Annotated in this window: 22 protein-coding genes and 1 tRNA gene; 7 read left to right on the top strand and 16 right to left on the bottom strand. The window is 71.9% G+C overall.

The genetic code is table 11. From position 1 onward, the window contains the following. Positions 1-50 precede the first annotated feature (50 nt). The 3 genes from ACULK4_RS12965 to ACULK4_RS12975 all read right to left on the bottom strand — a co-directional run bounded on the left by ACULK4_RS12965 (position 51) and on the right by ACULK4_RS12975 (position 1,343). On the bottom strand, positions 51-254 hold the full coding sequence (locus ACULK4_RS12965; protein ID WP_376937399.1) for a cold-shock protein: 204 nt from the start codon (positions 252-254) through the stop codon (positions 51-53). Between the two features lie 205 nt (positions 255-459). Next, entirely contained in the window at positions 460-1,002 is a 543-nt protein-coding gene (locus ACULK4_RS12970) for a LytR C-terminal domain-containing protein (protein ID WP_445966000.1), read from the bottom strand. Continuing rightward, entirely contained in the window at positions 999-1,343 is a 345-nt protein-coding gene (locus tag ACULK4_RS12975) for a DUF3263 domain-containing protein (RefSeq protein WP_445966001.1), read from the bottom strand. The genes ACULK4_RS12970 and ACULK4_RS12975 overlap by 4 nt, the downstream gene beginning before the upstream one ends. Positions 1,344-1,522: 179 nt before the next feature. Between ACULK4_RS12975 and msrB the strand changes: the two genes are divergently transcribed. Together msrB and ACULK4_RS12985 are read left to right on the top strand one after the other, a co-directional pair. Continuing rightward, entirely contained in the window at positions 1,523-1,924 is a 402-nt protein-coding gene (msrB, locus tag ACULK4_RS12980; RefSeq protein ID WP_445966002.1) for a peptide-methionine (R)-S-oxide reductase MsrB, read from the top strand. Positions 1,925-1,926: 2 nt separating this feature from the next. Then, positions 1,927-2,478, top strand: coding sequence for a nitroreductase family protein (locus ACULK4_RS12985; protein ID WP_445966003.1), 552 nt, complete (start codon positions 1,927-1,929; stop codon positions 2,476-2,478). On the opposite strand, the gene ACULK4_RS12990 is transcribed toward ACULK4_RS12985, so the two are convergent. The 3 genes from ACULK4_RS12990 to ACULK4_RS13000 all read right to left on the bottom strand — a co-directional run bounded on the left by ACULK4_RS12990 (position 2,462) and on the right by ACULK4_RS13000 (position 4,648). Further along, positions 2,462-3,550, bottom strand: a complete 1,089-nt coding sequence (locus tag ACULK4_RS12990; RefSeq protein WP_501043317.1) for a DMT family transporter — start codon at positions 3,548-3,550, stop codon at positions 2,462-2,464. The genes ACULK4_RS12985 and ACULK4_RS12990 overlap by 17 nt on opposite strands. Then, positions 3,550-3,625 (bottom strand) — tRNA-Thr (locus ACULK4_RS12995). The genes ACULK4_RS12990 and ACULK4_RS12995 overlap by 1 nt, the downstream gene beginning before the upstream one ends. 96 nt (positions 3,626-3,721) lie before the next feature. Further along, on the bottom strand, positions 3,722-4,648 hold the full coding sequence (locus ACULK4_RS13000; protein ID WP_445966005.1) for a DsbA family protein: 927 nt from the start codon (positions 4,646-4,648) through the stop codon (positions 3,722-3,724). A 264-nt stretch (positions 4,649-4,912) separates the two neighbouring features. Between ACULK4_RS13000 and ACULK4_RS13005 the strand changes: the two genes are divergently transcribed. Together ACULK4_RS13005 and ACULK4_RS13010 are read left to right on the top strand one after the other, a co-directional pair. Next, positions 4,913-6,013 (top strand): ABC transporter ATP-binding protein, encoded by a 1,101-nt coding sequence (locus tag ACULK4_RS13005; RefSeq protein WP_445966006.1) that lies wholly within the window; start codon positions 4,913-4,915, stop codon positions 6,011-6,013. A gap of 78 nt (positions 6,014-6,091) precedes the next feature. After that, the gene (locus ACULK4_RS13010; protein ID WP_445966007.1) at positions 6,092-7,411 is read left to right on the top strand and encodes a DUF4032 domain-containing protein; all 1,320 of its coding nucleotides are present in this window, start codon (positions 6,092-6,094) and stop codon (positions 7,409-7,411) included. A gap of 26 nt (positions 7,412-7,437) precedes the next feature. Here the strand turns inward: ACULK4_RS13010 and rlmB are convergent, their stop codons facing one another. The 4 genes from rlmB to ACULK4_RS13030 form a co-directional block, all read right to left on the bottom strand. After that, positions 7,438-8,451, bottom strand: coding sequence for a 23S rRNA (guanosine(2251)-2'-O)-methyltransferase RlmB (gene rlmB / locus ACULK4_RS13015; RefSeq protein WP_445966008.1), 1,014 nt, complete (start codon positions 8,449-8,451; stop codon positions 7,438-7,440). After that, the gene (gene cysS / locus ACULK4_RS13020) at positions 8,448-9,872 is read right to left on the bottom strand and encodes a cysteine--tRNA ligase (protein WP_445966009.1); all 1,425 of its coding nucleotides are present in this window, start codon (positions 9,870-9,872) and stop codon (positions 8,448-8,450) included. Before cysS ends, rlmB begins: the two co-directional genes overlap by 4 nt. 54 nt (positions 9,873-9,926) lie before the next feature. Next, entirely contained in the window at positions 9,927-11,153 is a 1,227-nt protein-coding gene (gene ispD, locus ACULK4_RS13025) for a 2-C-methyl-D-erythritol 4-phosphate cytidylyltransferase (RefSeq protein WP_445966010.1), read from the bottom strand. Positions 11,154-11,246: 93 nt separating this feature from the next. Further along, positions 11,247-11,729, bottom strand: coding sequence for a CarD family transcriptional regulator (locus ACULK4_RS13030; protein ID WP_445966011.1), 483 nt, complete (start codon positions 11,727-11,729; stop codon positions 11,247-11,249). Between the two features lie 161 nt (positions 11,730-11,890). Here ACULK4_RS13030 and ACULK4_RS13035 point away from each other — a divergent pair, with 161 nt between their 5' ends. After that, complete coding sequence (locus tag ACULK4_RS13035; protein WP_445966012.1) at positions 11,891-12,346, top strand: hypothetical protein; 456 nt, start codon at positions 11,891-11,893, stop codon at positions 12,344-12,346. 60 nt (positions 12,347-12,406) lie between these two features. On the opposite strand, the gene ACULK4_RS13040 is transcribed toward ACULK4_RS13035, so the two are convergent. Then, on the bottom strand, positions 12,407-13,087 hold the full coding sequence (locus tag ACULK4_RS13040) for a response regulator (RefSeq protein ID WP_445966013.1): 681 nt from the start codon (positions 13,085-13,087) through the stop codon (positions 12,407-12,409). Further along, positions 13,084-14,352 (bottom strand): sensor histidine kinase, encoded by a 1,269-nt coding sequence (locus ACULK4_RS13045; RefSeq protein ID WP_445966014.1) that lies wholly within the window; start codon positions 14,350-14,352, stop codon positions 13,084-13,086. Before ACULK4_RS13045 ends, ACULK4_RS13040 begins: the two co-directional genes overlap by 4 nt. A 189-nt stretch (positions 14,353-14,541) precedes the next feature. Here ACULK4_RS13045 and phoU point away from each other — a divergent pair, with 189 nt between their 5' ends. After that, on the top strand, positions 14,542-15,195 hold the full coding sequence (phoU, locus tag ACULK4_RS13050) for a phosphate signaling complex protein PhoU (RefSeq protein ID WP_445966015.1): 654 nt from the start codon (positions 14,542-14,544) through the stop codon (positions 15,193-15,195). Between the two features lie 86 nt (positions 15,196-15,281). Here the strand turns inward: phoU and ACULK4_RS13055 are convergent, their stop codons facing one another. The 4 genes from ACULK4_RS13055 to ACULK4_RS13070 all read right to left on the bottom strand — a co-directional run bounded on the left by ACULK4_RS13055 (position 15,282) and on the right by ACULK4_RS13070 (position 18,335). Continuing rightward, on the bottom strand, positions 15,282-16,028 hold the full coding sequence (locus tag ACULK4_RS13055) for a phosphoglyceromutase (protein WP_445966016.1): 747 nt from the start codon (positions 16,026-16,028) through the stop codon (positions 15,282-15,284). A gap of 74 nt (positions 16,029-16,102) precedes the next feature. Next, positions 16,103-17,248, bottom strand: a complete 1,146-nt coding sequence (gene ygfZ, locus ACULK4_RS13060) for a CAF17-like 4Fe-4S cluster assembly/insertion protein YgfZ (protein WP_445966017.1) — start codon at positions 17,246-17,248, stop codon at positions 16,103-16,105. Then, on the bottom strand, positions 17,248-17,856 hold the full coding sequence (locus ACULK4_RS13065) for a nitrobindin family protein (protein ID WP_445966018.1): 609 nt from the start codon (positions 17,854-17,856) through the stop codon (positions 17,248-17,250). The genes ygfZ and ACULK4_RS13065 overlap by 1 nt, the downstream gene beginning before the upstream one ends. A 140-nt stretch (positions 17,857-17,996) precedes the next feature. Next, complete coding sequence (locus ACULK4_RS13070) at positions 17,997-18,335, bottom strand: hypothetical protein (protein ID WP_445966019.1); 339 nt, start codon at positions 18,333-18,335, stop codon at positions 17,997-17,999. A 73-nt stretch (positions 18,336-18,408) separates the two neighbouring features. On the opposite strand from ACULK4_RS13070, the gene ACULK4_RS13075 reads away from it, so the two are divergent. Further along, positions 18,409-19,098 (top strand): response regulator transcription factor, encoded by a 690-nt coding sequence (locus tag ACULK4_RS13075; protein WP_445966020.1) that lies wholly within the window; start codon positions 18,409-18,411, stop codon positions 19,096-19,098. Positions 19,099-19,131: the final 33 nt, after the last annotated feature.

Genomic DNA, 19,131 nt, shown 5'->3' on the forward strand with positions numbered 1-19,131 from the left:
CACGCGGAAGCGCCGCCGGCGGGGCCGGCGGCGCTTCGACGGGCGTGGACTCAGGCGGGGCGGACCGCTTCGGCCTGCGGGCCCTTGGAGCCCGAGCCGACCTCGAAGACGACCTGCTGGCCCTCCTCGAGCACCTTGTACCCCGCCATGTCGATGGCGGAGTAGTGGACGAAGACGTCCTGGCCGCCGCCGTCGACGGTGATGAATCCGTAACCCTTTTCAGCGTTGAACCACTTCACGGTTCCGTTCGCCATGCGTTGCTCCCATATTGCGTGTATCCGAGTCAGCACGTGCCTTCGCCTGTACCGGGCCGCCGACGTGCCGACGTGGCGCCGTGGCCCGGCACCGGGTGCTCCACACGCGTTCGAGCGGCCGAATCCAGATAGTCACAGGCCGCGCGCCCGGCACAAGGCTCCGAGCGTCGCGAATGGTCGCAGATTGGCAACGATTCGGTCACCGTCAGCCTTCGGACTGCTCCACGTAGTCGGCACCGAGCACCACGACGACCTGCATGCCGGTCGCGCCGAACTCCTCCGACAGGCGCACGTCGCCGACGGGCAGCAGCTGGAGCACGCCGCGCGCCGCGCCCTCGAGCTCCGGCGCGGCGTAGTAGACGATCGTCGTCTCGACGTCGGACGTGTCGGCGTTCGAGGTGATCCCCACCGGCACGCCGCCCGCCGTGAGCGTCTCGCCCACGCTCGCGGCGAGCCCGGACGTGCCCGTGCCGTTGAGCACCGCGACCGGGATGTCGGGGGCGATGGTGGGCGGAGCCGTCGCGACCGGCGTCGGAGTGGGCACGGGCTCGCCGCCGCCGAAGTCGAGCCGATCGTTGTAGACGCTCACCGCGGCGATGCCGACGCCCGCGAGCACGACGGCCGCGAGCGCGGCCCAGCCGAAGGCGACCCACCGCGCGCCGCGCCGCGCCGGGGCGCGATGCGCACCCACGCGCTCGATGCCGTGGGGGATCGAGTCGAACCGGTCTCTGGGGAACTTCTGGGTCATGGGTCCTGCCGGGGTCTGTTGCGGCCCGTCTCGAACGCGGCGGGCGCGGGGATCGCCCGCTCTGCGCGCGCCGCAGCTCGTGCGTCGCGCTGCCGCTGCAGCCGCTTCACGAGCATGGGGTCGTGACGCAGCGCGGCGGGGTCGTCCACGAGGTCGCCGAGCAGCCGGTAGTAGCGGGCCGCCGGCATGCCGAGCTCGTCGCGGATCGCGTCGGCCTTCCGTGCGGGGTCGCGCCACGCACGGGCCTCGAAGGCGAGGATGCGGATGCCGCGCTCGTCGAGGCCGACTTCGGTCCGGCGCCCGGCGCCGGGGTCCGTCTCGGGCCTGCCTGCGGCGTCCATCGCACCTCCGGGGTTCGTCGGCGGTCGCCCGCTCGTCAGAGGACATCCTAGAGAGCGGATGCCGAGGGTCCCCGCACGCCACCCGGAACCGGCGACGGGAACACGTCCGGAACGTCACATGTTGCATCGCGTGTCGCCGGAACTGCGACGATGGACGAGACACACGACGAGGAGTCCGAATGCCGTACCAGGTGAACAAGTCCGAGGAGGAGTGGCGCGAGGAGCTCGGCGCCGATCGGTACGCCGTGCTCCGCGAGGCCGGGACCGAGCGCGCCTGGACGGGCGAGCTGCTCGACGAGGAGCGCGCGGGCGTGTACACGTGCGGTGCGTGCGGCGCCGAGCTCTTCAAGAGCGGCACGAAGTTCGACTCCGGCTGCGGCTGGCCCAGCTTCTACGAGTCCGTGCGCTCCGATGCGGTCGAGCTGCTCGAGGACGACTCGCTCGGCATGGTGCGCACCGAGGTCCGCTGCGCGAACTGCGGCTCCCACCTCGGCCATGTCTTCCCCGACGGCTTCGGCACGCCCACGGGCGACCGGTACTGCATGAACTCGATCGCGCTCGACTTCACGCCCGAGTCCTGAACGTGGCATCCGTTCGGGAGGCGGCCCTCACCCGCCGTTCCTGGCCGAAGGTGACGGATGCCGCGCCCGGCGACGCCGAGCTGCTCGAACTGCTCGCCGCGGCCGGCCGGGTCGCCGACCACGCGTCGCTCGCGCCGTGGCGCGTGATCGCGATCCGCGGCGACGCCCGGGCACGGGTCGGGCGCGCGCTCGCGGCGGCCGCGGGCGCCGAGGGCGAGGCCGCCGCGAAGCTCGAGGCCAAGCCGCTGCGCGCACCGCTGCTGCTGGCGCTCGTGGCGGCGACCAGGCCGCACCCGAAGGTTCCCGAATGGGAGCAGGACACCGCCGCCGCCGGGGTGGGCCACCTCCTGTCGCTGCTGCTCGACGAGGCCGGGTGGGGCGTCATGTGGCGCACCGGCCCGCTCACGCGGCATCCGCTCGTCGCCGACGCGCACGGGCTCGCCGCCGGCGAGCACCTGCTGGGCTGGCTCTACGTCGGCGGACGCCCTGATCGCGAACGACCCGAACGTCGCGACGCGCCCGACCCCGCCGCCCGGCTCAGCTCGCTGGACTGACGGGCCGGGTCGCGGTCGCCTCCGGCTCGGGCGGCGCCGCGTGCTTCGGCCGGCGGCCCCAGCGGATGCTCGCGAGCGCGACGGCGACGAGTGCGAGCGCGGTGCCGCCGATCGTGGCGACGCCCACCGGGCGACCGGTCGCGGGCAGCAGCACGTCGAGTGCGAGGGCCGCCGCGAGTTGTCCCGCGACGAGTCCGAGGGCGAGCAGCAGCACGCCGACCCGTCGCACGAGCACGGCCTGCGCGGCGATGAAGACGCAGCCGATCGCGCCGCCGGTGTACAGCCACCAGTCCGACGGCATGCGGTCGGGCAGGCCGACGGATGCCGCGTGCACGAGCAACACGCCGACGAGCACGGCCGTGCCCACGGCGAAGTTCGCGACCGTCGCGGCGAGCGCGCTCGCGGCGGCCGTGCGGACGCGGCCGTTCATCGCCTGCTGCCACGAGGCGCCGATGCCCGCCGAGAACGGCAGCAGCATGACCCACGACGGGACCGATGCGGTGACCTGGGCGGACACCGCCCAGCCCACCGCGACGAGCGCGAGCACCGCGCCGGCCGCGCGCGCGAACGAGAGCGGACGGCGCCCGCCCGGGCCGATGCCGAGCACGTCGAACACGACACCGCCGAGGGTCTGGCCGGCGACGATGCCGATCGTGAACAGCGCCACGCCGAGGACGCCGACGGCGATGCCCTGCGTGGCGACGAACCACGCGCCGGCGACCCCGCCGAGGAGCATCCACCACCGCACCGCACCGGCGCGGAACGCGACCCCGAGGCGCACGAGGCCGCGGCGGCCGCCCGGCCAGGCGGCGACCAGCGCGAGGAGCAGCACGAGGCCCGACCCGAACGAGATGACCGCGGCGACGGAGTAGTCGTCGATCGCCCGCGCCAACTGGCCGTTCACCCGCGACTGCAGTGCGACGAGCCCACCCGTCACGACGGTGAGGGCGATCGCGAGCCACAGGGGCACGCGTGAGTCGACCGCGTGGGCATGCGGCGGCGAGTGATGGTGCGGACGCGGCGCATCGTCGCCCGCGACGGGGTGGGACGACGGTGCGGGCGTGCTCGACATGGAGCCGGCTACGGGACTCGAACCCGTAACCACCGCTTTACAAGAGCGGTGCGCTACCAATTGCGCCAAGCCGGCGTGACTCCCCCACATCCTACCGACCCGACGGCGGGCCGGAACGACGGCGGCCCGGCCCGATCCGGGGCCGGGCCGCCGGGCGCGGGACCGACCGGGTCAGCCGGCAGGCGTCGGGGTCGGCGTCGGCGTCGGCGTTCCGTTCGACTCGGAGTAGCTCTCGCCGGCGGCCTGCAGCACGAAGGCGCGGAACTCCGCCGGGTCCTCGAGGGAGCCGACGTACTGCTTGCCGTTCACGAGCACGGTGGGCGTGCCGGTGATCGACGGCAGTTCGGAGTTCGGGACGGGCTGGGTCAGCGCCCGGTTGGTGGCGTCTTCGACCCAGCCCTTGAAGCGCGTCTCGTCGATGCACGCCTCGACCGACGATGCCGCGCCGGCCTCCTCGGCCAGGGCCGTGATCTCGTCGTTCGAGAGGCCCGCGGTGAGCTCCTCGGGCTGGTTCTCGAACATCAGCCGGTTGAAGTCGAAGAACGCCTCGGGTGACTCCTCGGCGACGCACGCCGCCGCGTTCGCGGCGCGGAGCGAGTACTGCGTGCCCGCCGACTTGTTCGTGAGGATCGCGATCGGGTGCACCTCGAGGGTCGCGGCGCCCTCCTCGACCATGGTGCGCATCGACTCCGAATTCGTCTGCTCGAACTGGCCGCAGTACGGGCACAGGTAGTCGACGTAGACGACGATGTTCGCGACCGTGCCGCTGTCGTCGTGCTCAGTGGGCGTCGGCTCGCCGTTCGCCGGGATGGCCGGCGTCGTGACCGGCTCGATGCCGTTCTCGCCGCCGACGAGCAGGATGCCGTCGCTGGCCATGTTCTGCGGGCCGGGTCCCTCGGGTCGCACGCTGTTGAAGATCATCGTGCCGATGAGCGCCGCGATCGCGAGGATCACGACGATGACGCCGCCCTGGATCAGGAACCGGTTCCGGCGCTCCTTCTTGCGCTGCTCCTCGCGCAGCAGCCGCGCCTTCTCACGGGCCGCCTCACGTCGCTCGTTGCGGCTGGGGCGCGGCTGGATGGGTCCGCCAGTGCTCATGGATGGTCAACTCCGGGTCGCTGTGTGGGCGCGCGCGTATGCGGGCGCACGCATCGACGAGTGTAGGAGCGGACACTGTGAATCGCCCAAACGGGCGGCGGGCGGCGGCTGACCGCGGCATCCGCGATGCCGCCGGGCCCGCCGTCACGGATGCGGCGATGCCGCGCGTACGTGCCATACTGAGGGAGCGTCGACATGGAGGTCGGCGTTTCCATTCACTACGGATCGTCCGGCACGTACCTGCCGGTGAAGGAGAACAGCACCATGGCATCAGTCACGTTCGACAAGGCCACCCGCCTCTACCCGGGTGGCACCCGCCCCGCCGTCGACAAGCTCGACCTCGAGGTCCAGGACGGCGAGTTCCTCGTCCTGGTCGGCCCCTCGGGCTGCGGGAAGTCCACCTCGCTGCGCATGCTGGCGGGCCTCGAAGAGGTCAACGAGGGCAACATCTTCATCGGCGACCGCAACGTCACCGACGTGCCGCCGAAGGACCGCGACATCGCGATGGTCTTCCAGAACTACGCGCTGTACCCCCACATGACCGTCGCCGAGAACATGGGCTTCGCGCTCAAGATCGCCGGCATCGGCAAGGAGGAGCGCGCCGCTCGCGTGCTCGAGGCCGCGAAGCTGCTCGACCTCGAGCCGTACCTCAACCGCAAGCCGAAGGCGCTCTCGGGCGGCCAGCGCCAGCGCGTCGCCATGGGCCGCGCGATCGTGCGCCAGCCGCAGGTGTTCCTCATGGACGAGCCGCTGTCGAACCTCGACGCGAAGCTCCGCGTGCAGACGCGCACCCAGATCGCCTCGCTCCAGCGGCGGCTCGGCGTCACCACGGTCTACGTCACGCACGACCAGACCGAGGCGCTCACGATGGGCGACCGCATCGCCGTGCTGAAGGACGGCGTCCTGCAGCAGGTCGGCACGCCGCGCGAGCTGTACGAGCGGCCGACGAACGTCTTCGTCGCGGGCTTCATCGGCTCGCCGGCGATGAACCTGTTCCACGCCGAGGTGGTCGAGGGCGGCATCTTGTTCGGCACCGCGACCGTCGACGTCGATCGCGACGCGCTCGCCTCGGCCTCGGGCCCGATCGTCACGGTCGGCGTGCGCCCCGAGGACATCGTGGTCTCGAACGTCCAGGGCGAGGGCCTCGAGGTCTCCGTCGACCTGGTCGAGGAGCTCGGCGCCGACGGCTACCTGTACGGCCACTCGACGATCGAGGGCAAGCGCACCGACATCGTCGCGCGCGTCGACGGCCGCGTGCACCCGTACGCGGGTGACACCGTCTACCTGATGCCGACGCCGAAGCACGTGCACGTGTTCGACGCCGAGTCGGGTGCTCGCCTCATCCAGGAGCCGGTCGCCAGCTGACGTCCGCATGATGCGATCGCGATGCCGGTCGGGCCTCGGCCCGGCCGGCATCGTCGTTCCCGGGTACGCTTGGGCCTGATGAGCGGCACACTCTCGATCACGTCGGCCATGACCGACCCCGCCCTGCTCGACCTCCCGTGGGACCTCCCGCTCGAGGCCTGGCCGAACGAGAACATCGCGGCGCTCCCGAAGGGCATCTCGCGGCACCTCGTGCGCTTCGCCCACCTCAGTGGGCACGTCGTCGCGATCAAGGAGACCACGGCCGAGATGGCCAAGGGCGAGTACGAGATGCTGCGAATGCTGCAGCGGCTCGAGATCCCCTGCGTCGAGCCGGTCGCGGTGATCACCAACCGCACGGATGCCGACGGCGAGGAGCTCGCCCCGGTGCTCGTGACCCGGCACCTGCGGTTCTCGCTCCCGTACCGGGCGCTGTTCTCGCAGACGCTCCGCCCCGATACCGCGACGCGCCTCGTCGACGCGCTCGCGGTGCTGCTCGTGCGCCTCCACATCATCGGGTTCTTCTGGGGGGACGTGTCCCTGTCGAACACGCTCTTCCGCCGCGACGCGGGCGCCTTCGCGGCCTACCTCGTCGACGCCGAGACGGGCAAGCTCTACGAGGGCGGCCTGTCGAACGGGCAGCGCGAGAACGACCTCGAGATCGCGCGCGTGAACATCGCCGGTGAGCTGCTCGACCTCGAGGCCGGCGGCCGCGTCGCCGACGAGCTCGACCCGGTGAACATCTCCAACGGCATCGTCGACGCGTACCGCAAGCTCTGGGTCGAGCTCACGGGCCCCGAGTCGTTCGGGGTGGGCGAGCGCTGGCGCATCAACGAGCGCGTCAACCGGCTCAACGAGCTCGGTTTCGACATCGAGGAGCTCGCGATCCGCACCGACGAGTCGGGCACCACGCTGCGCATCCAGCCGAAGGTCGTCGACGCCGGCCACCACCAGCGCCGGCTGCTCAGGCTCACTGGGCTCGACGCGGGCGAGAACCAGGCGCGCCGGCTCCTCAACGACCTCGATTCGTACCGGGCCGCCTACAACAAGCAGGATCAGGACGAGGAGATGATCGCGCACGAGTGGCAGATGCGCGTGTTCGAGCCGGTCATCCGCGCGGTCCCGCAGGAGCTGCGCGGCAAGCTCGAGCCCGCCGAGGTGTTCCACGAGCTGCTCGAGCACCGGTGGTACATGGCGCAGCAGGCGGGCCACGACATCCCGCTCGCCGAGGCGCTCACGTCGTACGTCAACGACGTGCTGCGTCACCGCCGCGACGAGGCGACCGTGATCGGGCCGCCGACGGAGGCGATCACGACCGCGCTGCCGGCGATCGCGCCCGACACCGACGAGGTGCCCGTCCACCACCCCGACGACGAGGGCGACTGGCGCCTCAAGGTCTGATCCCACGCACCGATGCGGGCATCGGGCTACTCGGCGGCGGCGCGGAGCTTCGCGATCTCGTAGAGCGTGACGGATGCTGCGATGCCGGCGTTGAGCGATTCGGTCGCCGCCGAGATCGGGATCGACACGATGGCGTCGCACGTCTCGGTGACGAGTCGCGAGAGCCCCTTGCCCTCCGAGCCGACGACGATCACGATCGGCCGGTCGGCGAAGTCGAGGCCGGGCAGCGACACCTCGCCGTCGCCGTCGAGGCCGAGCACGAAGACGCCGCGCTCCTTCAGCGCCTTGAGCGTCTGCGTCAGGTTCGGCGCCATCGCGACCGGCACCCGCGCGGCGGCGCCTGCCGAGGTCTTCCACGCCGCGGCGGTCACGCCGACCGAGCGACGCTGCGGCACGATCACGCCCTGGCTGCCGAACGCGGCGGCGGAGCGGATGATCGCCCCCAGGTTGCGCGGGTCGGTGATGCCGTCGAGCGCGACGAACAGCGGCGTGGCGTCGTCGGCGAGCACCTCGTCGAGCAGCTCGAGAGGGTGGGCGTACTCGTACGCCGGCACCTTGAGCGCGAGCCCCTGGTGCACGCCGCCCTCGCCGGCGAGCCGGTCGAGCTCGGGGCGCATGACCTCGAGGATCGGGATGCCGCGGTTGGTGGCCATCTTCATGGCTTCCTTGACGCGGTCGTCCATCTCGATGCGCGACGCGACGTAGAGCGTCGTCGCGGGGATGCGCGTGCGCAGGGCCTCGACGACGGCGTTGCGGCCGGTCACGATCTCGGACTCGTCGCCCGACTTCGATCGGCGCGCAGCTCCCGAGGCGCCGCGCGGCGCTCCGGCGCGCTGGGGTGCGCGCCCCCCGGACTTCGCGGCGGCACGTTCGGCCGCCGCCTTGCGCTTGTGCGCCTGGTGGTACGGCCGGTCCTCGGCCTTCGGCGTTGGGCCCTTGCCCTCGAGCGCCTTGCGGCTGTGGCCGCCGGTCCCGACCTTCTGGCCCTTGCCCTTCTTGCGCACGGCTCCCGCGCGAGGCTTTCCGCTGCTGCCCTTCATGAGGTGAGGCTCCAATGCGTTCCGGTCTGGCTGTCTTCGATGGTGATGCCGGCGTCCGCGAGTTCGGCGCGGATGCGATCGGCGGTGGCCCAGTCCTTCGCGTCGCGCGCTGCGCGGCGGTCGTCGACGAGGCGGGTGATGAGGGTCTCGAGGGCGGATGCCGCGGGCCCGGCATCCGTCGCCCAGGCTGCGTCGGCCGGGTCGATCCCGAGCACGCGCACCATGGCGACGACCTGCCCACGGCGCGCCGCGGCGGTCGGGAGGTCCTCGTCGTCGAGGGCCTGGTTGCCGGCGCGAACGGTCTCGTGCAGCACGGCGAGCGCCTGCGGCACGCCGAGGTCGTCGTCCATGGCCTCGGCGAACGCGTCGGGCCACGTGGCATCCGTGCCGCGATCGGCGTGGTGCGTGCCCTGCAGCCGACGGTCGACCCGTGAGAGGAAGGTGCGGATGCGCTCGACGGCGGCCTCGGCGTCGGCGAGCGACTCGGCCGAGTAGTCGAGCGTCGACCGGTAGTGCGCCTGGCCGAGGTAATAGCGCACCGCGAGGGGCGACGCGAGCTCGAGGAGCTCGTCGGCGTACACCGAGTTGCCGAGCGACTTCGACATCTTCTGCCCGCCGACGTTCACGAGGCCGTTGTGCACCCAGTAGCGGGCGAAGCCCTGGCCGTCGGCGTTCGACTGGGCGAGCTCGTTCTCGTGGTGCGGGAACCGCAGGTCGAGCCCGCCGCCGTGGATGTCGAACTCGTCGCCGAGGTAGCGCGCGGCCATGGCCGAGCACTCGATGTGCCACCCCGGGCGTCCCGGACCCCAGGGCGACGGCCACCCGGCGGATTCGGGCTCGGTCGGCTTGCGGCCCTTCCAGAGTGCGAAGTCGCGGGGGTCGCGCTTGCCGCGCGGGTCGGAGTCCGCCGCGGCCTCCATGTTCTCGCGCGCCTGGCGGGTGAGCTCGCCGTACGCGGGCCAGCTGCCGGTGTCGAAGTAGACGTCGCCCGAGCCGTCGGGCGCCGCGTAGGCATGGCCGGCCTCGATCAGCCTGCCGATCAGTTCCTGCATCTGCTGCACGCTCGCGGTCGCCCGGGGCTCGTACGTGGGCGGGAGGATGCCGAGGGCGTTGTACGCCGCCGTGAACTCGAGCTCGACCCGGTACGCGAGCGACCACCACTGCTCGCCGATGCCCTCGTCGGCCGCGGCGTTGAGGATCTTGTCGTCGATGTCGGTGACATTGCGGATGAACGTGACGCGGTCGCCTCGAGCGGTGAACCAGCGGCGGATGATGTCGTACACGAGCGCGCTCCGCAGGTGCCCGATGTGCGGGCTCGACTGCACCGTCGGGCCGCACACGTACATGCCCACGTGTCCCTCGGCAAGGGGCACGAAGTCACGCAGGGCCTGGGCCTTCGAGTCGTAGAGTCGCACGGTCACCCCGCAAGCCTACCGGCGGGCCTGCTGCAAGCCCGATGTGACGGATGCCGCGCCTCAGCCGGTCACGATGAGCGCCGTGGCGATCGCGGCGACGCCCTCGCCGCGACCCGTGAAGCCCAGGCGGTCGGTCGTGGTCGCGGCGACGCTGACGGGTGCGCCGACGATGCGGGTGAGGAGCGCCTCAGCCTCGGCGCGGCGGGGGGCGAGCTTCGGACGGTTGCCGACGACCTGCACCGAGACGTTGCCCACGCGGAAGCCCGCGTCGGCGAGGCGACGCACGGTCTCGGCGAGGAACACCTCGCCGTGCGCGCCCGAGAACCGCGGGTCGGCGGTTCCGAACATGCCGCCGATGTCGCCGAGCCCGGCGGCGGCGAGCAGCGCGTCGCAGATCGCGTGCGCGACCGCGTCGCCGTCGGAGTGCCCCGAGAGGCCGCGCTCGTCCGGCCAGTGCAGGCCGGCGAGCCACAGCGGTGTGTCGGCGTCGGCGTCGAACGCATGCACGTCGATCCCGGTGCCGATGCGCGGCACGGCGGCGGATGCCGCGACGGGGGCCGCGGCATGTGCGGCCCGCGCCGCGGCATCCGCCCCATGGCGTTCGGCGACGAGGTGCTCGGCCCGGTGCAGGTCGGCCGGCACGGTGATCTTGAAGGCGCGCGCGTCGCCGGGGACGACGTCGATGGGCATGCCGATCGACTCGACGAGCGCGGCGTCGTCGGTGTGCTCGCCGTGGGCGCGCGCGTAGGCGTGCTCGAGCGCGGAGCGCGGGAATCCCTGGGGCGTCTGCATCGCCGCGAGCTCGGAGCGGTCGACGGTGCCGAGCACGCGGCCCGCGGCATCCACTCGCTTGATCGTGTCGACGACCGCGAGCGCCGGGACGACGCCGTGCCCGCGCGCGACGACCGCCGCCGCGACCTCGTCGAAGACCGCCGAGGGCGTGAGTGGCCGGGCGGCGTCGTGCACGAGGACGGTCTCGACGACGTGCGGCAGCGCGCCGAGGCCGCGGGAGACCGACTCCTGGCGGGATTCACCGCCCGCGACGACGTCGAAGGTCGCGGATGCCGCGGCGGCACGGGCGGCGACCATCGACCGCGCCTCGCCGAGCCGATCCGCGGGCGCCACGACGACGACGTGCGGTGCGTCACGCATGCCGAGCACGGCATCCAGCGCGACGCCGAGGATCGTGTCGTCGCCGAGCGGCACGAACGCCTTCGGCTCGGAATGGCCGAGCCGGGTGCCGCTCCCGGCTGCGACGACGATGACGGCGACGGTCGAATCGTTCACGGGTCGAGCGTATCCCCGCGTGGACCCCCCGGAGACGACGATCGCCGCCTGGCGCGTGCTGCGCCGGCGGCGATCGGTCGGACCCGGGCTGGGCTACGAGGCGAGGACCTCGTCGAGGACAGTGGAGGCCCGCTCCTCGTCGGTCTTCTCGGCCAGCGCGAGCTCCGAGATCAGGATCTGGCGAGCCTTCGCGAGCATGCGCTTCTCGCCCGCGGACAGGCCGCGGTCCTGGTCGCGGCGCCACAGGTCGCGCACGACTTCGGAGACCTTGATCACGTCGCCGGAGGCGAGCTTCTCGAGGTTCGCCTTGTAGCGGCGCGACCAGTTGGTCGGCTCTTCGGTGAAGGGGGCGCGGAGCACCTCGAAGACCTTGTCGAGGCCTTCCTTGCCGATGACGTCACGCACGCCGACGAGGTCGACGTTCTCGGCGGGAACCTCGATGACGAGGTCGCCCTGCGTGACGTTCAGCTTGAGGTAGAGCTTCTCTTCGCCCTTGATGATGCGTTTCTTGACTTCGACGATCGTCGCGGCTCCGTGATGGGGGTAGACAACGGTCTCGCCAACCTCAAACAGCATGAATAGACGTCCTTTCGGCAACTTTCAGGATATCACACCGAGGTAGTGCTAGGGTTCCGCCTCCACGCCCGGGAGCCCAATCGCCCGTAGGCTAGACTCGTCGAAGTTTCCTGCGCGCGGCGGCATACGCACGCGCGCACGCACGTCTCGTTGGAGGTTCTGTGAAGGCGCGTCTCGCGGCATCCGCTGCACTTGCTCTCGGCATCGCCATCGGCGGAAGCGGCTGCGCCATGATCACCTACCAGGCGACGACCGAGAAGTACGACCCGAGCGACGGCGTCTCGGCCGACCTCGGGACCCTCTCGATCCGCAACATGCTCGTCGTGAGCGACGACGGCGAAGAGGGCAACATGGTCCTCTCGGTGTCGAACGCCGGTTCGGAGGACGCGACGCTCGAGATCCAGGTCGCCGGCGAGACCGTCGAGATCGACGTCGACGCCGGTCAGACCGTCGCACCGGGCGGCGCCGACGAGGAGCCGATCCTCGTCGAGCGCCTCGACGCCGAGGTCGGCGGCCTCGTGCCCGTGTTCCTCACGACCGAGGGCGCCGAGGGTCGAGAGGTCCCCGTGCCCGTCCTCGACGGCCGTCTCCCCGAGTACGAGGACCTCGTGCCGTAACCGGCCGCAGACTCCACGAAGCGGATGCCGCGCGAGCGCGCGGCATCCGCTTCCGTCGTCTCACCCCTCGAAGCGATAGCCGAGGCCGCGCACCGTGACGAGCTGCACGGGCTCCGACGGGGTCACCTCGATCTTCGAGCGGATGCGCTTGATGTGCACGTCGAGCGTCTTGGTGTCGCCGAAGTAGTCGCTGCCCCACACGCGGTCGATGAGCTGGCCGCGCGTGAGCACCCGGCCGGCGTTGCGCATGAGCAGCTCGAGCAGCTCGAATTCCTTCAACGGCATCGCGACCGGCTCACCGTCGACCTCGACCGTGTGCCGGTCGACGTCCATGCGCACGCGGCCACCCGCGATGATGCCGTCGTCGACCTCGTCGGGTTCGATCCGGCGCCGGAGCACCGCGCGGATGCGGGCGAGGAGCTCGCGCGTCGAGTAGGGCTTCGTGACGTAATCGTCGGCGCCGAGCTCCAGGCCGACCACGATGTCCACCTCCGAGTCCTTCGCGGTGAGCATGATGATGGGGACCTGGGAGCGCTGGCGGATCTCGCGGCACACCTCCGTGCCGGGCAGGCCCGGCAGCATGAGGTCGAGCAGCACGAGGTCGGCGCCGGCGCGGTCGAACGCGACGACAGCGGACGGACCGTCGGCGGCGACCTCCACCTCGTAGCCCTCGCGCTCGAGCAGGAAGCTCAGCGGCTCGCTCAGGGCGATCTCGTCCTCGACGAGCAGGATGCGGGTCACGTACGGTCTCCTCGGGAAGGGGCGGCCGGGAGGGCCGCCTCGATGCGGGCTGGGGTCTCGGAGGTGCGTGGCGCGGCCGGAGGTCCGCCGTCGGCGGCGACCGTGTCGGGCTCGGCCTCCTCGGGCTCGGGCGGCGCGAGGGGCGGCTCGGCCAACGGCAGGCGGATGGTGAACGTCGAGCCGCGTCCCGGCTGCGACCAGAGCCGCACGTCGCCGCCGTGGTTCTGGACGGCGTGCTTGACGATGCTGAGGCCGAGGCCCGAGCCGCCGGTGTTGCGCGAGCGCGCCTGGTCGACCCGGTAGAACCGCTCGAACACGCGGTCCTGTTCCTCCGGGGCGATGCCGATGCCCTGGTCGGCGACGGCGATCTCGACCGCGTCGCCGTCGACGGTCACGCCGATGCCGACGCGACCGCCCTCGCTCGAGTACGCGATGGCGTTCGCGACGAGGTTGTGCACGGCAACGACCATGAGCGCCTCGTCGCCGTAGATCTTGGCCTTCGACTTCGCACGCAGGCGCACCTCGATGCCCTTCGCGGCCGCGACCACGCGGTTCTGGTCGACGGCCGCCGCGACGATGCGGTCGACGTCGAGCAGCTCATCGCGGCGGAGCGCGTCGCGCGCCTGCAGGCGCGAGAGCTCGATGACCTCGCTCGTGATGTGCGCGAGCCGCGTCGACTCGACCGACAGCCGATCCGCGAAGCGCCGGACCCGGTCTGGCTCGTCGGCGGCCTGGTCGAGCGCCTCGGCGAGCAGGCTCACCGAGGCGATCGGGGTCTTCAGCTCGTGGCTGATGTTCGCGATGAAGTCGCGCCGCACCTCGTCGAGCCGCTGCGCCTCGGTGCGGTCGTCGGCGAGCAGCAGCACGAACCGGGTGCCGAGCCGGGCGACGCGCACGTCGACCTGCATGGTCGCGTCGCTGAACGGGCCGCGCGCGAGCACGAGCTCGGCCGCGACCGGTTCCCCGGTTCGGCGGACCGAACCCACGAGGTCGAGCAGCTCGGGGTGGACGAGCATCTGGTTGCGCACGAGGCCCATCGCGAGCGCGCCCGGCGAGGCGCGGAGCACGTTGTTGGAGGGGTCGAGCACGACGCCCGCCGCGTCGAGCACGTCGAGCACCTGGTCGACGCCGTCGGGGATCGTGGGCGCGACGACGCGCGCCGCGCTCTGCCCGCGCCGTTCGGCGATGTGCAGCACGACGGTGAAGCCGGCCCCGATGAGGACGCCGAACGCGAGCGCGGCGAGCACGGACCAGGTGGAGTCCATGGGACCAACGATAACCACCGGTCGGGCCCGTCACGTCCGCGTCGCCGCCTCGCGAGGGTAGGTTAGGGAGTGTTCAGGATCGCGGCACCTGCCGTTCACCTGCGACGGGGAGGATGTCGCGAGTCGGCCTGACGCCGGCTGCTCCCGCGTGCCCGACGCGCGGAGCCGAGACCGAAGGGGTCGGAATTCATGCGTGAGGTGTTCCAGCAGGAACTGCGAGAGGTCCAGGACGGCCTCGTCGAGATCGCGACGCTCGTCGCCGAGGCGATCGAGAAGGCCACGCGCGCCTTCAACGAGTCGAACGTGAGCCTGGCCGAGGAGGTCATCGCCGACGACCACCTGATCGACCAGCGCGCGCAGGCGCTCGACGAGCTCGCCATCACCATCCTCGCCCGCCAGCAGCCGGTCGCCCGCGACCTCCGCATCGTCGTGAGCGCGCTGCGCATCTCGGCCTCGCTCGAGCGCATGGGCGACATGGCCACCCACATCTCGCAGCTCGCGCGGTACCGCTTCCCCGACAAGGTCGTGCCGAAGACGCTCCGCCCGACGTTCGCCCAGATGGGCACGCTCGACGTCGAGATCGCGCGCAGGCTCGTCGAGCTGCTCCGCAATGAAGACGTGCGCCTCGCCGAGGAGATCCGCAACGAGGACGACAAGGTCGACGCGCTGCACCTCTCGGTGTTCGACAAGGTGCTCGGCGAGACCTGGAAGGGCGAGGCGGTCGACACGGTCGATGCGACCCTCGCGAGCCGGTACCACGAGCGCTTCGCCGACCACGCGGTGTCCATCGCCAAGAAGGTGCAGTACCTCGCCACCGGCGACTGGGTGCCGGAGCCCGTCTGAGCCGTCCGCGCCGGGCAGCGACGACGAAGGGGCCGAGCGGATGCGACATCCGCTCGGCCCCTCGTTCGTCCGGGTGTGCTACCCGGCTACTTCTTGCCCTGCGCCGCGACGGCGGCGGCACCCGCCGCAGCGGCCTCGGGGTCGAGGTACTCGGCCGGCCTGGTCGGCATGAAGTCGTCGCCGAGCTCGTAGACGAGCGGGATTCCGGTGGGGATGTTGAGCTCCGCGATGTCGTCGTCGGAGATGCCGTCGAGGTGCTTCACGAGCGCGCGCAGCGAGTTGCCGTGCGCGGTGACGAGCACGGTCTTGCCCGTCTCCAGGTCGGGGATGATGTCGGACTCCCAGTACGGGAGCATGCGCGCGATGACGTCCTTCAGGCACTCGGTGCGGGGCATCTCGTCGTCGGAGAGGTTCGCGTAGCGCGGGTCGCCGTGCTGGGACCACTCGCTGTCGTCGTCGATGGGGGGCGGCGGCGTGTCGAACGAGCGGCGCCAGAGCATGAACTGCTCCTGACCGTACTTCTCGAGGGTCTCGGCCTTGTCGAGTCCCTGCAGCGCGCCGTAGTGGCGCTCGTTGAGCCGCCACGAGCGGCGCACGTCGATCCAGAGGCGGTCGGCCTCCTCGAGCGCGATGTCGGCCGTCTGGATGGCGCGCGTGAGGACGGAGGTGTGCGATACGTCGGGCAGCACGTCCTTCTCGACGAGCAGCTCGCCGGCACGCTTGGCCTCGGCGCGGCCGAGGTCGCTGAGCCGCACGTCGACCCATCCGGTGAACAGGTTCTTCTGGTTCCAGTCGCTCTGGCCGTGGCGCAGCAGCACGAGGGTGTAGACCATGCGCTCCAGCCTAGCGTCGCGGCATCCGGCCCTCACGGCACGGGTCGGCAGGTGACGACCGTCGCCCGGAGACGCTACGGGCGGACGCCGAGTCGCGGCATGCGCGGCACGTCGACCGCGGCGCCGGCGCCGGCCGGCACGATCTCGACCTGTGCTGCGGCGACGTCGATACCGTGGCTCTCGACGATGAGCTCGAGCTCGGGCGGCACCGCGCGCTTGACGACGGCGAGCGCGATCGGGCCGAGCTCGTGGTGCATGCCCGCGGAGGTCACGTGGCCGACGACGCGGCGCTCGGGTTCCTCGCCCGGAGCGGGCTCGGGGCGGACCTTGACGCCGACGACCGCGTCGCCCGCCTTCGGCAGCACGGTGTCGCTGCCGTCGAGGTGCAGCATCACGAGCCGCCGCGGCGGACGGCCGAGGTTGACGACCTTCGCCACCGTCTCCTGCCCGCGGTAGCAGCCCTTGTGCAGGTCGACCGCGCTGCGCAGCCAGTCGAGCTCGTGCGGCAGGGTCTTCTCGTCGACCTCGGTCGCGAAGCGGGGCCGCCATGCCGCGATGCGCAGCGCCTCGAGCGCGAGCACGCCGGCGGGTTCCGCCTTCCCCGGGCGGATGCCGCCGGCGAGTCCGGTGAGCGCGTCGCGCGGCACGATCGCCTCGACGTACCGCCAGTACGCGCCCGGGTGGGCGGGGTCGACGGCGTAGCGGTGCCCACCGGGAAGCTCGAGCCGCCACGGGTCCGTCCAGCGCAGCGCGCCGTCCGGGAGGCCGAGCGGGAATCCGTCGTCCTCGGGCATCGCGGCGACGACCGCGAAGGCGTCGGAGACGTCGGCGACCTCGACGCGAAGCATGAACCGCATGCGGTCGAGCCACGACACGAGCGCGGGCGCGTCGTCGCGCTCGGCGATGAGCCACGTGCGCTCGCCGTCGTCGACGACGTGCACGGCGTGCTCGACGTGCCCCGACGCATCGAGGAACAGCGCCTCGGCGGACTCCCCCGGCGCGAGGTGGTCGAGCCGCTGGCTCGCCATCGAGTTGAGCCACGAGAGCCGGTCGGGGCCCGCGACGGTCACAACGCCGCGGTGCGACAGGTCGACCACGGCGCGACCCTGCTCGAGGCGGCGCTGCTCGACCATCGGGTTGCCGTAGTGCGCGGGCACGCCCTCGTCGACGCCCTCGGCGGGCACGGCGCCCGGCAGGGCGAGGAACGGCGAGCCGGTCATCAGTCGACCTTCGCAAGGCGGGCGGACGCGTGGGTGCGGAGGTCCTGCCCGAGGGCGGCGATGTCCCACGCCCAGAGGAGGTGGTTCTCGACGAGCCCGTACAGGCGGGTCGCGGCGGCGTACTCCTTCGCGCCGGCAGCGCGCATCACGGCGTCCGTCGCCAGGTCGATGCGCGGCCCCTTGACCTGCCCGAGGTAGAGCTCGCTGACCCCGCCGGGGTGCACGACGGACACCTCGAGGTCGAACCCGCCGGCGTCGTTCCGCAGCGTCTCGACGGCCTCCGCGTCGCCGAACCGGGTCGGCCCCACGGGCGGCAGGAGCGCCGGCCCCGGGTCGCCCTCGCCGAGCGGGCGCGCGAGCCGCCAGTAGCCGGTCTCGGCGGCGAGCGCCGTCGGCTCACCGCCGGGCTCGGACGGGAACAGCCAGGTCGACGACGTGTAGTTGAGGTACGGCAGGCCGTCGTGGCTGAAGCTCACGCGCTGCCCGAACTCGTGCGTGATCGAGTCGTCGCCGACCTTGTAGTCGAGCACGCCGGACCCCTCCCAGACCCCGATGAGCCACGAGAGCGGAACGAGCTCCGGGGGGAGGTCGACCGGGAGTTCGATCACGGCTTAGCGCTGCCCCTTGAAGAGCCGGAAGACGACCACGCCGCTCACCCAGGCGATGGCGAGGCTCGCGAGCCCGAGCAGGCCGATGAAGAAGAGTTCGAGGGCGAGCAGCGAATCCATGGTGCGAGTCTACCCGCTGCTCAGAGCGCGATCGGCAGCAGCGCGAGCGACGCGACGGCCACCGCCACGACGGCGCCGGCGATCGACGCGCTCACCCGGCCGACGAACCCGTGGGGCTCCCGTGAGGCGAGCTGCAGTGCCATCGACGCGATGACCGATGCCGCGAGCACCATGCCGAGCGCGGTGTACGCCGCCGCCTGCGACGCATCGCCGAACCAGTCGCGCCGGCCGGCGTACGCAGCGCCGACCACCAGGGCCGAGCCGACCGCCGCGATCGCCCACACGACGGGGATCGCCCATCGCCCCCACGCGGTCGACGGCGCGTCCGCCGGCGCCGTGTGACCGTGTGCGTCGCCCATGCCGTCCCTCGTTCCGTGGCACGCCGTCCGGCGTCCCGTAGTATTGACCGCACCTTACTACTGGAGGGTGTGCGTGGCGCAGCTGCTGATCCTGACGCCGGCAGCCAACGAAGACGTTCTCCCGGCACTGTCTCTCCTGACCCATCGGGTGCGCGTGATCCCCGCGTCGCCCGATCAGCTGGTGCGCGCGCCCGAGGCCGACCTCGTGTTCCTCGACGCCCGGACCAACCTCGCCGGGATCAAGGCGCTCGCGCAGATCCTCCGCACCACGGGACTCTCGGTGCCGCTCGTGCTCGTCGTGACCGAGGGCGGCCTCACCGCGGTCACGCCCGACTGGGGCGTCGACGACGTCATCCTCGAGCACGCCGGCCCAGCCGAGATCGACGCCCGCATCCGCCTCGCCGTGGGTCGGTCGCAGGCGTCGCAGCCCGCCGAGCGCATCCAGACCTCGGGCGTGGTCATCGACGAGGCCAGCTACTCGGCCAAGGTGCACGGGCGCACCCTCGACCTCACCTACAAGGAGTTCGAACTGCTCCGGTTCCTCGCGGCCCACCCGTCGCGCGTGTTCACCCGCGAGCAGCTCCTCAGCGAGGTCTGGGGCTACGACTACTTCGGCGGCACCCGCACCGTCGACGTCCACGTCCGGCGCCTCCGCGCCAAGCTCGGCGACCTCGACAGCCTCATCGGCACGGTGCGCAACGTCGGCTACCGCTTCAACGTCCACGAGGAGGACGAACGCGACGCTGACGTCACCGTCCGGTGACATCCGCTTCACCACCGCGTTGCACCCCGGTGG

It is taken from the genome of Agromyces selenitireducens (genome assembly GCF_052748465.2).

What these genes read in the sequence shown, in the direction of transcription:
- ygfZ (WP_445966017.1), bottom strand. Translation starts at nt 17,248, where the DNA reads ATGACCGGCTCGCCGTTCCTCGCCCTGCCGGGCGCCGTGCCCGCCGAG.
- ACULK4_RS13030 (WP_445966011.1), bottom strand. Translation starts at nt 11,729, where the DNA reads ATGCTGTTTGAGGTTGGCGAGACCGTTGTCTACCCCCATCACGGAGCC.
- ACULK4_RS13005 (WP_445966006.1), top strand. Translation starts at nt 4,913, where the DNA reads ATGGCATCAGTCACGTTCGACAAGGCCACCCGCCTCTACCCGGGTGGC.
- ACULK4_RS12970 (WP_445966000.1), bottom strand. Translation starts at nt 1,002, where the DNA reads ATGACCCAGAAGTTCCCCAGAGACCGGTTCGACTCGATCCCCCACGGC.
- ACULK4_RS13070 (WP_445966019.1), bottom strand. Translation starts at nt 18,335, where the DNA reads ATGGGCGACGCACACGGTCACACGGCGCCGGCGGACGCGCCGTCGACC.
- ACULK4_RS13010 (WP_445966007.1), top strand. Translation starts at nt 6,092, where the DNA reads ATGAGCGGCACACTCTCGATCACGTCGGCCATGACCGACCCCGCCCTG.
- ACULK4_RS12975 (WP_445966001.1), bottom strand. Translation starts at nt 1,343, where the DNA reads ATGGACGCCGCAGGCAGGCCCGAGACGGACCCCGGCGCCGGGCGCCGG.
- rlmB (WP_445966008.1), bottom strand. Translation starts at nt 8,451, where the DNA reads ATGAAGGGCAGCAGCGGAAAGCCTCGCGCGGGAGCCGTGCGCAAGAAG.
- phoU (WP_445966015.1), top strand. Translation starts at nt 14,542, where the DNA reads ATGCGTGAGGTGTTCCAGCAGGAACTGCGAGAGGTCCAGGACGGCCTC.
- ACULK4_RS13045 (WP_445966014.1), bottom strand. Translation starts at nt 14,352, where the DNA reads ATGGACTCCACCTGGTCCGTGCTCGCCGCGCTCGCGTTCGGCGTCCTC.
- ACULK4_RS12990 (WP_501043317.1), bottom strand. Translation starts at nt 3,550, where the DNA reads ATGTCGAGCACGCCCGCACCGTCGTCCCACCCCGTCGCGGGCGACGAT.
- ACULK4_RS12965 (WP_376937399.1), bottom strand. Translation starts at nt 254, where the DNA reads ATGGCGAACGGAACCGTGAAGTGGTTCAACGCTGAAAAGGGTTACGGA.
- ACULK4_RS13000 (WP_445966005.1), bottom strand. Translation starts at nt 4,648, where the DNA reads ATGAGCACTGGCGGACCCATCCAGCCGCGCCCCAGCCGCAACGAGCGA.
- msrB (WP_445966002.1), top strand. Translation starts at nt 1,523, where the DNA reads ATGCCGTACCAGGTGAACAAGTCCGAGGAGGAGTGGCGCGAGGAGCTC.
- ACULK4_RS13055 (WP_445966016.1), bottom strand. Translation starts at nt 16,028, where the DNA reads ATGGTCTACACCCTCGTGCTGCTGCGCCACGGCCAGAGCGACTGGAAC.